Source organism: Achromobacter sp. ACM03 (genome assembly GCF_014851665.1).
GTDB lineage: Bacteria > Pseudomonadota > Gammaproteobacteria > Burkholderiales > Burkholderiaceae_B > Achromobacter > Achromobacter aegrifaciens.
This window is the reverse complement of record NZ_JACVAD010000006.1, coordinates 142,769-154,346: the sequence shown is the minus strand read 5'-3', so window position 1 is coordinate 154,346 and position 11,578 is coordinate 142,769. Positions and strand designations below refer to the sequence as shown.

The window sequence follows — 11,578 nt, the reverse complement described above, 5'->3', positions numbered from 1 at the left end:
CCTTTGAAACGTAAAACACTGACCCAATACCTGGTGGAGCAGCAGCGCTCCGCCCAAGCCCTCGCGCCGGAAGTGCGGCTGCTCATCGAAGTGGTCGCGCGCGCCTGCAAGGCCATCAGCCATGCGGTGAGCAAGGGCGCGCTCGGCGGCGTCCTCGGCAGCCTGGAAAGCGAGAATGTCCAGGGCGAAGTGCAGAAGAAGCTGGACGTGCTGTCCAACGAAATCCTGCTCGAAGCCAATGAATGGGGCGGCCATCTGGCGGCCATGGCCTCGGAAGAGATGGAAACCATCCATCTGATTCCGAACCGCTACCCCAAGGGCGAATACCTGCTGCTGTTCGATCCCCTGGACGGCTCTTCGAACATCGACGTCAACGTCTCCATCGGGACCATCTTCTCGGTGCTGCACGCCCCGCATGACGTATCGGGCGCGCCGGTGTGCGAGCAGGACTTCCTGCAACCGGGCGACAAGCAGGTCGTGGCCGGCTATGCCGTCTATGGTCCGCAGACGATGCTGGTGCTGACCATCGGCAATGGCGTGGTGGGCTTCACGCTGGACCGCGAAATGGGCTCGTGGGTGCTGACGCACGAGAACATCCGCGTGCCGGAGGACACCAAGGAATTCGCCATCAACATGTCGAACATGCGCCACTGGGCTGCCCCGGTCAAGCGCTACGTCGACGATTGCCTGGCCGGCACGACCGGTCCGCTGGGCAAGGACTACAACATGCGCTGGATCGCCTCCATGGTGGCCGACGTGCATCGCATCCTGACCCGCGGCGGCATCTTCATGTACCCGTGGGATGCCCGCGAACCTGGCAAGGCCGGCAAGCTGCGCCTGATGTACGAAGCCAACCCCATGAGCTTCCTGGTCGAACAGGCCGGCGGCGCCGCGATCAACGGCACGCAGCGCATCATGGAGATCCAGCCTGACAAGCTGCACCAGCGCGTCAGCGTGATCCTGGGCTCGAAGAACGAAGTCGACCGCGTCGGCCGCTACCACGCCGAAGACGCAGCCAAGCAGTAACGCTGCGGGCGCCCTGCGCCAACGAAAAAGCCCCGGCGCCTTGAGCGGCCGGGGCTTTTTGCATGGACAAGCATATCGGAACGGCGGTCACTTCACCTGTTCGATCGACTTCACGTCGTCCTTGTTGATCTGGACCTTCTTGCCGTCCTTGTCGTATTCGTACATGCCCGAATCCTTGTCGTACTCGGGCTTGTCCGGCGTCACGGTCGAGCTGCCATCCCGCTGCTGAATGACCGACGGAGACGAGCATCCCGCCAGCACTCCGAATCCGGTCACGGCCAGGGCGAGCGTCATGGTCTTCAGTTTCATGGGCGTGTTCTCCGAAAGTGAATCGTGAATTCACTGTATCTGACACTGTCCCCGCATTCGTGACGGGTTGTGGTCAAAATGCATGCGAAGGTAAAGCCGCTGACCCGCCAAAATGAAAGAAACCCCTCGAAGGCCCGGCCTGCGAGGGGTTGCACACGCATACAAGACGCAAGCGGCCTTTACACCTTGGCGTTCGCCTCGATGAAACGGCGCACGGCGCCCGCATCGCAATCCATGAGTTCGACGCGCTGCGGCAAGGATTCAAGATCGGCCAGGTTGCCCGGCGGCGTGGCCGGACGGCCCAGGGCCTCTTCAATGGTTTCCGAGAACTTCGCCGGCAAGGCGGTTTCCAGGACCAGCATGGGCACGCCGGGCTCGACGAATTCACGCGCGACCTTGACGCCATCGGCGGTGTGCGGATCGATCAGCACGCCGGTTTCGTCGTAGACCGAACGGATCGTCGCGAGGCGGTCTTCGTGCGTGCTTGCGCCCGACACGAAGCCATAGCGTTCCTCGAACTGCGGCTTCAGGGCGGACAGATCGAAAGACCCGTCGCGCGCCATGCCGGCCCACAGTTCCTTGACGCGCGCCGCGTCGCGGCCGACCAGGTCGAACACGAAGCGCTCGAAATTCGACGCGCGCGAAATGTCCATGGACGGGCTGGAGGTGGCGTAGGTCTGCTCGGCGGGACGCGGACGATAGACGCCCGTGCGGAAGAACTCTTCCAGCACGTTGTTTTCGTTCGTGGCCAGCACCAGGCGGCGGATCGGCAGGCCCATGCTGCGCGCGATGTGGCCGGACAGGATGTTGCCGAAATTGCCCGAGGGCACCGCGAACGAAACCTGCTCGCCGGCCTTGCTGGTGGCGCGCAGCCAGCCGTGGAAGTAGTACACCACCTGGGCGGCGATGCGCGCCCAGTTGATGGAGTTGACCGCGCCCAGGCGGTACTTGCTCTTGAACTCGAGATCGCCGGCCAGGGCCTTGACGATGTCCTGGGCTTCGTCGAACACGCCGCGCACGGCGATGTTGTGGATGTTCTCGTCCTGCAGCGAATACATCTGCGCGCGCTGGAAGGCGCTCATGCGGCCGTGGGGCGACAGCATGAACACCGCCACGCCCTTCTTGCCGCGCAAGGCGTACTCCGCCGCCGAACCCGTGTCGCCGGAGGTGGCGCCCACGATGTTCAGGGTGGTGCCGCGCTTGGCCAGCACGTATTCGAAGACCTGGCCCAGGAACTGCATGGCCATGTCCTTGAAGGCCAGCGTCGGCCCTTCAGACAGGCCCAGCAGCGACAGGCCGCCGTCCAGCGGACGCAGCGGGACGATGTCCTCGCTGTTGAAGGTCTGCTGGTTGTAGGCCGCGCGCGTCAAGCGGCGCAGGTCGTCGGCCGGAATGTCGGTGGCGAACAGCGACAGCACTTCGAACGCCAGGTCGGCATACGGCAGGCCGCGCCAGGACTCCAGCGTTTCCGCCGAAACCTGGGGCAGTTGCTCCGGCACGGCCAAGCCGCCGTCCGGCGCCAGGCCTTCCAGCAGGATGTCCGAGAACTGCAGCGGCGTCATGCCGCCGCGGGTGGAGATGTATTTCATAGCAAATTTTCCACGCGCAGGCGCGTCACTTTCGAGCGCACGAACGGCAGGGCTTCGATGCGCTCGATCGCCTGATTGACGTTGCCTTCAACCGCTTCATGCGTCAGGAAGATGATGTCGGCGCCGCCGATGTGCGACGGCTGCTGGATCATCGAACCGATGGAGATGGAACGGTCGGCCAGGATGCGGGCGATGTCGGCCAGCACGCCCGGCTGGTCGTCCACGCGCAGGCGCAGGTAGTACGAGGTGCTGACATCTTCGATCGGCAGGATCGGCGTATCGGACATGGCGTCCGGCTGGAACGCCAGGTGCGGCACGCGGTTGCCCGGATCGGCGGTGTGCAGGCGGGTCACATCGACCAGGTCGGCCACCACGGCCGAGGCGGTGGGTTCTTCGCCCGCGCCCTGGCCGTAGTACAGCGTGGGGCCGACGGCGTCGCCCTTGACCAGCACGGCGTTCATCGCGCCTTCGACGTTGGCCAGCAGGCGCTCGGCCGGCACCAGCGCGGGATGCACGCGCAGTTCGATGCCGTCCGGACGGCGCTTGGTGACGCCCAGCAGCTTGATGCGGTAGCCCAGGCGTTCGGCATGCTCGATGTCCTCGGCGGCCAGCTGCGAAATGCCTTCGATGTAGGCGCGGTCGAACTGGACCGGCACGCCGAAGGCCAGCGACGCCAGCAGGGTCAGCTTGTGCGCCGCGTCCACGCCTTCCACGTCGAACGTGGGGTCGGCTTCGGCGTAGCCCAGGCGTTGCGCCTCGGCCAGCACGTCGGCGAACGGCAGGCCGCGCGTACGCATTTCGGACAGGATGAAGTTGGTGGTGCCGTTGATGATGCCGGCCACCCACTGGATGCGGTTGGCGGTCAGGCCTTCGCGGATCGCCTTGATGATGGGGATGCCGCCCGCGACGGCGGCTTCGAAGGTCACCATCACGCCGCGTTCATGGGCTGCAGCGAAGATCTCGTTGCCGTGCTTGGCCAGCAGCGCCTTGTTGGCGGTCACGACGTGCTTGCCGTTGGCGATGGCTTCCAGCACCAGCTCGCGCGCCAGCGTGTCGCCGCCGATCAGTTCGACCACGATGTCGATTTCGGGATCGCGCACCAGCGCGCGCACATCGGTATCGACCAGGATGGCGTCGCCCACGCGCGCACGCGCCTTGGCCACGTCGCGCACGGCGGCGCGGGTCACTTCAATGCGGCGACCGGCGCGGCGTGCGATTTCTTCAGCATTGCGCGACAGCACCGACCAGGTGCCTCCGCCAACCACGCCCAGGCCGAGCAGGCCGACTTTCATGGGTTTCATCGCGGCGCCTTCTGCAGGCGGGCGTTGAGGGGAATTCATTTTCGGTTCTCCATAACTGCTGTACGAAAGACTCCACACTTGGCAGCGCCACGCGGGGCCGCGCGGAGCCGGCTTTGCCGGTCCGCTGCGGCGCCCCCTTGAGGGGGAAGCGCGCAGCGCTTCGGGGGTGGGCCTAGCGCAGCAATCCGTCCTTGCGGAACATGTCTTTGATGCCTCGCACCGCTTGCCGGGTGCGCTGCTCGTTTTCGATCAAAGCGAAGCGCACGTATTCGTCGCCATACTCGCCAAAGCCGATCCCGGGGGACACGGCCACCTTCGCATCCGACAGGACGCGCTTGGCAAATTCCAAAGAGCCCATCGCCCTGTAGGGTTCGGGGATCTGCGCCCAGATGTACATGGACGCCTTGGGAATTTCCACATTCCAACCTGCTTCATGCAAGCCGCGCACGAGCACGTCGCGGCGGCTTTGGTACTGCGCCACGATTTCGTTCACGCAGTCCTGCGGACCGTCCAGCGCGGCGATGGATGCCACCTGGATCGGCGTGAACGTGCCGTAGTCGTGATAGCTCTTGATGCGCGCGAGCGCGTTGACCAGCTCGCGGTTGCCGACCATGTAGCCGATGCGCCAGCCCGCCATGTTGTAGCTCTTGCTCATCGTGAAGAACTCGACGGCGACATCGCGCGCGCCGGGCACCTGCATGATGGACGGCGCCACGTAGCCGTCGAAGGTGATATCGGCGTAGGCCAGGTCATGCACGACCAGGATGTCGTGTTCCTTGGCCAGCGCCACCACGCGCTCGAAGAACGACAGGTCCACGCATTGCGCGGTCGGGTTGCTGGGAAAGCCCAGCACCATCATCTTGGGCTTCGGGATGGACTCGCGCACGGCGCGTTCCAGTTCCTCGAAGAAGTCCACCCCCGGCGTCATGCGCACGGAACGGATATTGGCGCCGGCGATGACCGCGCCGTAGATATGGATCGGATAGCTGGGGTTGGGTACCAGCACGGTGTCGCCGCGGTCCAGCGTGGCCAGCATCAGGTGGGCCAGGCCTTCCTTGGAGCCGATGGTGACGATGGCTTCGGAATCCGGATCGAACTCGACCGCATAGCGGCGCTGGTACCAGTCACAGATCGCCTTGCGCAGGCGCGGAATGCCCTTGGACACGGAATAGCCGTGCGTGGTCGGGCGGGTCGTCGCTTCCACCATCTTGTCGACGATGTGCTTGGGAGTCGCGCCGTCCGGGTTGCCCATCGACATGTCGATGATGTCTTCGCCACGCCTACGCGCCGCCATCTTGAGCTCGCCGGTAATGTTGAAAACGTACGGGGGCAGACGCTCGATGCGGGAGAACTTCCTCATGATGGGAATCCTTAGGGGGCGATAAAAAGGGCGAAAAAACCAGGGCGCGAATGCGCGAAGGGGAAAAGGGTCCGAAACGCTGCGCCGGCAAGGGATTGCAGTGCAGCAAAACCCTGTAATCTAGCGCAAGGAGGGCTGTGCGGCAAATGGGGAAAAAAAGGGGCCGATTTCAGGGTCCGCCCGAGGGAAATCGCGTGGCAAAGAAGCCCTGTTTTGCCGCCGGGCCGCCCCAAGGCAAAACGCGCCCCCTCGGGGGCAGCAAGCGAGCGCAGCGAGTGCGGCGTGGGGGCCTCGTTTCTCCGCCGGGCCGCCCCAAGGCAAAACACCCCCTCGGGGGGCAGCAAGCGAGCGCAGCGAGTGCGGCGTGGGGGCCTCGGTTCTCCGCCGGGCCGCCCCAAGGCAAAACGCGCCCCCTCTTGGGGGCAGCAAGCGGGCGCAGCGAGTGCGGCGTAGGGGTCTCTCTCGTGGATACCCTGCAACATGGCGTCATCCCGATGCGCTATTATCGGGCCATATAGCCGGAGTTTTTATTGAAGCTGCATACCGATCCTGCGACGGCCGCTCTGAATACCGTCACCGCCTATGGCGATGGCTATATCGAGGTCAACCAGGTACGTTTTTCCTCCTCGGTCGCGTTCGGCCCCGAAGGCGAAGTGACCCACTGGCCTGTTGAGTCGCCGGCCGACATCACCCCCACCCTCTTGCGCCAGGCGGCCGGATTGTCCGAGCCCGTCCGCGACCCCATGGACTTTCTGGACGAACCGGAAGCCAGCCCCAGCCGTCCCGCGAATGCGCCGGAAGTGCTGCTGGTGGGCACGGGCGCGCGCCAGCAGTTCCTGCGCCCCGAGGTGCTGCGCCCCCTGCTGGCGGCCGGCATCGGCGTCGAGATCATGGACACGCACGCCGCCTCGCGCACCTACAACATCCTGATGGCGGAGGGCCGGCGCGTGGTCGTGGCCCTCATCCCCCCCAACGGAGAATCCCAGAAATGACGCCGACCATAGGCAAACCCGCCCCGCTGTTCACCGCCGAAAGCACCATAGGTCCGATCAGCCTGGAGCAATGCCAGGGCCGCGCCGTGATCCTGTATTTCTATCCCAAGGACAACACGCCTGGCTGCACCACCGAAAGCCAGGATTTCCGCGACCTGCACGCCGAATTCCTGGCGGCCAGCGCGGTGGTCATCGGCATCTCGCGCGATTCATTGAAATCGCACGAGAACTTCAAGGCCAAGTACGAACTTCCCTTCCCTCTCATCTCCGACGCCGACGAAACCGTCTGCAATCTGTTCGGCGTCATCAAGCAGAAGAACATGTACGGCAAGCAGGTGCGCGGCATCGAGCGCAGCACCTTCCTGATCGATGCCTATGGCGTGCTGGTGCAGGAGTGGCGCGGGGTGAAGGTCCCGGGCCACGCCAAGGAAGTCCTGCAAGCAGCGAAGAGCATCGGTTAGCCGTCAGCACAGGTTTTACCCGTCAGGCGCTATAGCCGGCCCACACTGGAGAGTGACAAATATGCCGCTTCCGAAGTTGCCCACCCGTCCCGCAGCCATCCTGACCTTCCCCTCGGGCGAATCCGCCCGGGCGCAGGCCCGCAGCACCAAGACCGCCGCTGCGCGGTCCAGTACCCAGGCAGTCCTCGCCGAGGACAACGAAGACGAGCTCCTCGTCCAGCCCGAACTTGAAGGCCTGGCCGCACCGGCCCGCAAGGCGCAGATCCCCGCGCCCGCCCGCCAGGTGCCGCCGCCGGCGCCAGCCGCTCCCGCTGCGCGCGCCGAAACGCGCCGCGCCAAGCCGGCGCCCGCCAAGCGCACCAAAGCCCGCGCCCAGAACGAACCGCGCAAGCTGTTCGTGCTGGACACCAACGTGCTGCTGCACGATCCCAGTTCCCTGTTCCGCTTCGAAGAGCACGACATCTTCCTGCCGATGATGACGCTCGAAGAGCTGGACCATCAGAAGAAGGGCATGTCGGAAGTGGCGCGCAACGCGCGCCAGGTCAGCCGTTCGCTGGACGCGCTGGTGCAGGACGCGACCCAGCTGGACGAAGGCCTGGAGCTGACCAAGCTGGGCAACAAGGACGCCACCGGCCGCCTGATGTTCCAGACGACCGCGATCCACAGCACGCTGCCGTCCGACCTGCCCATGGGCAAGGCCGACAACCAGATCCTGGGCGTCGTGCGCGCCCTGCAGGAAAAGTACCCGCAGCGCGAAGTCGTGCTGGTGTCCAAGGACATCAACATGCGCCTGAAGGCGCGCGCGCTGGGCATGGCCGCTGAAGACTACTTCAACGACCATGTCATGGAGGACTCGGACCTGATGTACTCGGGCGTGATGCAGCTGCCCGAGGACTTCTGGAACAAGCACGGCAAGGACGTGGAATCCTGGCAACAGGGCGGCACCACCTTCTACCGCATCCATGGCCCGCTGTGCTCGCAGTTCGTGGTCAACCAGTTCGTCTACTTCGAAGGCCAGATGCCGCTGTACGCGCAGGTGCGCGAGGTCAGCGGCAAGATGGCGGTGCTGGCCACGCTGCGCGACTACACCCACGGCAAGAACAACGTCTGGGGCATCACCGCGCGCAACCGCGAGCAGAACTTCGCCATGAACCTGCTGATGAATCCGGAGTGCGACTTCGTGTCACTGCTAGGTCAGGCGGGCACGGGCAAGACGCTGCTGGCGCTGGCCGCGGGCATCACCCAGGTGCTGGAAACCAAGCGCTACACCGAAATCATCATGACCCGCGTCACGGTGCCGGTCGGGGAAGACATCGGTTTCCTGCCGGGTACGGAAGAAGAGAAGATGCTGCCCTGGATGGGCGCCCTGGAAGACAACCTGGACGTCCTGAACATGGGCGAAGGCGAAGGCAACGGGGACTGGGGGCGCGCCGCCACCATGGATCTGATCCGTTCGCGCATCAAGGTCAAGTCCCTGAACTTCATGCGCGGCCGCACCTTCCTGAACAAGTACCTGATCATCGACGAGGCGCAGAACCTGACGCCCAAGCAGATGAAGACGCTGGTCACGCGCGCGGGCCCGGGCACCAAGGTGATTTGCCTGGGCAACATTGCCCAGATCGATACGCCCTACCTGACCGAAGGCAGTTCCGGCCTGACCTTCGTGGTCGACCGCTTCAAGGGCTGGCCGCATTCGGGGCATGTCACCCTGCAGCGCGGCGAGCGTTCGCGCCTGGCCGACTATGCTGGAGATGTGCTGTAGGCCTCGCCCCCATGCGCCTCCTGCCGCAGGCGACCAGCGCAGGCTTGGCCCAAGGAATGAACGCCCGATGAATCTCATCGGGCGTTTTTTTTGGCAGTCCCCATATAGTAAAGATGGCCATGGGGCGGAAGGGAAGAATGCCCCCCTTACATGAACATGTTGAACCCCACCAGAAAATTCAAGGCATTGTTGTCCACGGGCACGAATGACGGGGATCGGATGTAGCTGAGTCCCGTGCTCAGATAGACGCCGGGATAGAGGCGCGCCATGTAGGACACCATGGCCGCACTGCTCGAGTTGGCCGTGTCCACGCCCCGCTTGCCGAACGCGTCCTTCGCGGTATCGCTGAAATCCGACCAGGTGACCGTGGCGGATAGCATGTCATAGGGTCGCGATGGAAACGTCCCTATCGTATATAGCCTGGCCTCCACGAACTTGGTGTACAGATTCTGATCCGCGGGAGCAAGGTGCAAGGAAAGGCCGGCGTACCATCCCTGCGCAGACGAGGAGTTGGGCGTCAGCCGCGAAATCTGCTGGTCTCCCGCGGCATAGAGCGCGTAGTTGTTCGAGCTGCGCTGGCGGGAATCGAACCTGGCGTAGTCGGACGTATTGAAAATCCCCCCGATCCGAAACCATCTCGAAGGGTTGTCGGGACTTGCTTGCTGCTTCACTCCGGTTTCGTTGATCGCCAACCACCCGCTTCCCGGCGTTTTCCACTTCAGCCCATGCTGATGTTCCGACTCTTCGGCCTCTGCTCCATAGGGGCTTATGCTGCGCTGAATTCCGGTCTTGTTGTAGAAGCCGCCAGAGCCGTTGTAGGTCACGTTTACGCCCGGGGTGGCGAAAGGCAGGCGTGACAGGCCGACCTGAAAGGGAATGATGGCATTCATCCCTTGCGCGCCGACCGCCAACGAACCGCCAACGTACAAGCCCACGAACTCCAGGGCATTGCTGAGATAGCCTGCCTTCAACTCCCACTGACGGTTGTTGAATGTGGTGAAGTACGCCAGCCGGCTCAGCGCAATGTCCGCCGAAGGCCCCTTCGGCGCCCAGCTCGCGTGCCCCGTCATGGCGCTGAAAATCAATTGGCTTTGATCGTTTCCGTGCTGACCCAGGTCATAAGTCAGGACAAGCTGCTGTGTCTCCGCGACGGTGGGAACCTGGCCGTTGTACGACTGCTTGCGATGCGTCCTCGGGTTTCCGCCTTTGAGGTCGTAAGCCGCGGAGTTCAAGCTGACTATCTGAAAACCTATCCCGTGCCGCGCCAGGTCGGAACGAAATCCGCCGGCATCCCGCAGCACTGTGTCTCGAATCGACGGAATCCGGACCAGCGCGCCCTGCTCCATCAGGCGCTCAAGAGACGCAAAATCAGACGCAGGCGGCGGCGCGGATTCCGCGACCGAGGCCTCGGATGAGGGCCGTAGCTGAGCGACGGTTCCGCGCTCGAGCCCCGTTCGGGATTCAGAGGCATTGCAGTCCCATGCAATCGCCCCCATGGCGGTAAAGATCGACACGATCGAGTGCGCCGGCACTTTGACCTGGCGCGAATTGATGATCTGGTTTGGCACGCGGCCTCCTTCAATCCCGGATTTCTCGCTGGTTCTCTGAAAAATCTGGATTGTTTAGACATAACAATCGGGCATGTACGCATAGGTCATGGTCGATGCAAGAATTCAGGGAGGGGAGGCATCCCGATAGCGCGTCCGCAGCCGTCTCAATAGCCCGGCCCGGATGCTCCAAGCTTGGGGCCAATTGAGATATTTCATGCCGACCGGTGTCGAAAGTTGATCACTGGGCGAACCACCTCCATTCCGTGCAGCCTGCTGCTGGTCACGACGTTGTTGGCAGCGATCCATGCACCCTCTGATCAGCATCCCGCCTCTTCAACGCCTTATTCCCGGCCGGGAATATGGCGTTGAAGTTAGTGTTACGATCAACTGAGGTCAAGCAGGGTTTTCCTCAGGATGTGCCATGCTTTCCGCGCTCAAGCAGACTTGAGGCGGCCTGCTTGTTGACCAAACATCACGCCGAAAAGACGATGAAAAAAGACGTTTTAGGGGAAGTTGAGCGCGGAAGAGGAGAACGAGCCGGCCTTGATCTGGACCGGATCTTGCGGGCGGCAAGGCGCATCGGTCACGACAAATTGTCGATGCAGGCACTGGCGGATGCGCTCAATGTGGACCGGAAGGCGCTCAACTATCACGTGAAAGATCGCCAGACGCTGCTGGCGCTTGTCGCGAAGGACACGCTGACGGCCAGCTTCAGCAGCGCCGACATCGCTCACGCGGCCACATGGCAAGACGCATGCAGGACCTACGCGACCCACCTGGTCGACGCAGCCGTCGCCATGGGGGGCTTGGCGGAACATCTTCGCTTTGACGATTCCGAGCTGATGAGCTGGAACCTGCTGCCGACCGAGGAATTGCTCGAACAGCTGAATCGGGCGGGCTTCAGCGAAGCGGCCGCGGTGCGCCTGGCCGTGCTGCTGGCCGCCCTCTGCGTTGGCCATGTGAAGGATATCTGGCAGGCCAGGTCAGCGGTCGATCGCACCAGACCTCGCCAGCTTCAGAAATGGCTGGATTCGGTCGATGGAAAGTCCTATTCACGGCTACGCCAGGCCGTCGCATTGGGAATCGACACCTACGGGCCCGAGCAACTCGATTTCTCACTCAGGATTTTCATAGCGGGCGCAGAAGCACACCTTGCTTCCTAGCGCCTGAACGTGCAAAGGCCTGAGCGGGGCGTGACTCCCAACTCAGGCCTTCTCAAAACCGCCCC

At 63.5% G+C, this 11,578-nt stretch carries 10 protein-coding genes; 5 read left to right on the top strand and 5 right to left on the bottom strand.

Annotated elements, in window-relative coordinates:
• Positions 1 to 3: 3 nt before the first annotated feature.
• Complete coding sequence (locus IB257_RS24320; protein ID WP_054451085.1) at positions 4 to 1,026, top strand: class 1 fructose-bisphosphatase; 1,023 nt, start codon at positions 4 to 6, stop codon at positions 1,024 to 1,026.
• A gap of 87 nt (positions 1,027 to 1,113) precedes the next feature.
• Here the strand turns inward: IB257_RS24320 and IB257_RS24315 are convergent, their stop codons facing one another.
• The 4 genes from IB257_RS24315 to alaC all read right to left on the bottom strand — a co-directional run bounded on the left by IB257_RS24315 (position 1,114) and on the right by alaC (position 5,585).
• Positions 1,114 to 1,335: a YgdI/YgdR family lipoprotein gene (locus IB257_RS24315; protein WP_054451084.1), complete on the bottom strand. Its 222-nt coding sequence runs from the start codon at positions 1,333 to 1,335 to the stop codon at positions 1,114 to 1,116.
• A 179-nt stretch (positions 1,336 to 1,514) separates the two neighbouring features.
• Positions 1,515 to 2,924, bottom strand: a complete 1,410-nt coding sequence (gene thrC / locus IB257_RS24310) for a threonine synthase (protein WP_119450532.1) — start codon at positions 2,922 to 2,924, stop codon at positions 1,515 to 1,517.
• Positions 2,921 to 4,225: a homoserine dehydrogenase gene (locus IB257_RS24305; RefSeq protein WP_054451082.1), complete on the bottom strand. Its 1,305-nt coding sequence runs from the start codon at positions 4,223 to 4,225 to the stop codon at positions 2,921 to 2,923. The genes thrC and IB257_RS24305 overlap by 4 nt, the downstream gene beginning before the upstream one ends.
• A gap of 172 nt (positions 4,226 to 4,397) precedes the next feature.
• Positions 4,398 to 5,585 carry an alanine transaminase gene (alaC, locus tag IB257_RS24300; protein ID WP_054451081.1) on the bottom strand — a complete coding sequence of 396 codons (1,188 nt, stop codon included), beginning with the start codon at positions 5,583 to 5,585 and terminating at the stop codon, positions 4,398 to 4,400.
• Positions 5,586 to 6,115: 530 nt separating this feature from the next.
• Between alaC and IB257_RS24295 the strand changes: the two genes are divergently transcribed.
• The 3 genes from IB257_RS24295 to IB257_RS24285 all read left to right on the top strand — a co-directional run bounded on the left by IB257_RS24295 (position 6,116) and on the right by IB257_RS24285 (position 8,800).
• Positions 6,116 to 6,577 (top strand): Mth938-like domain-containing protein, encoded by a 462-nt coding sequence (locus IB257_RS24295; RefSeq protein WP_119450533.1) that lies wholly within the window; start codon positions 6,116 to 6,118, stop codon positions 6,575 to 6,577.
• Positions 6,574 to 7,038 carry a peroxiredoxin gene (locus tag IB257_RS24290; RefSeq protein ID WP_054451079.1) on the top strand — a complete coding sequence of 155 codons (465 nt, stop codon included), beginning with the start codon at positions 6,574 to 6,576 and terminating at the stop codon, positions 7,036 to 7,038. Before IB257_RS24295 ends, IB257_RS24290 begins: the two co-directional genes overlap by 4 nt.
• Positions 7,039 to 7,099: 61 nt before the next feature.
• Entirely contained in the window at positions 7,100 to 8,800 is a 1,701-nt protein-coding gene (locus tag IB257_RS24285) for a PhoH family protein (protein WP_054451078.1), read from the top strand.
• A gap of 146 nt (positions 8,801 to 8,946) precedes the next feature.
• On the opposite strand, the gene IB257_RS31875 is transcribed toward IB257_RS24285, so the two are convergent.
• A complete protein-coding gene (locus tag IB257_RS31875) occupies positions 8,947 to 10,368 on the bottom strand; it encodes a carbohydrate porin (protein WP_125470877.1) in 1,422 nt (473 codons plus the stop codon).
• Positions 10,369 to 10,808: 440 nt separating this feature from the next.
• Between IB257_RS31875 and IB257_RS24275 the strand changes: the two genes are divergently transcribed.
• Positions 10,809 to 11,513: a TetR/AcrR family transcriptional regulator C-terminal domain-containing protein gene (locus tag IB257_RS24275; RefSeq protein WP_119450535.1), complete on the top strand. Its 705-nt coding sequence runs from the start codon at positions 10,809 to 10,811 to the stop codon at positions 11,511 to 11,513.
• Positions 11,514 to 11,578: the final 65 nt, after the last annotated feature.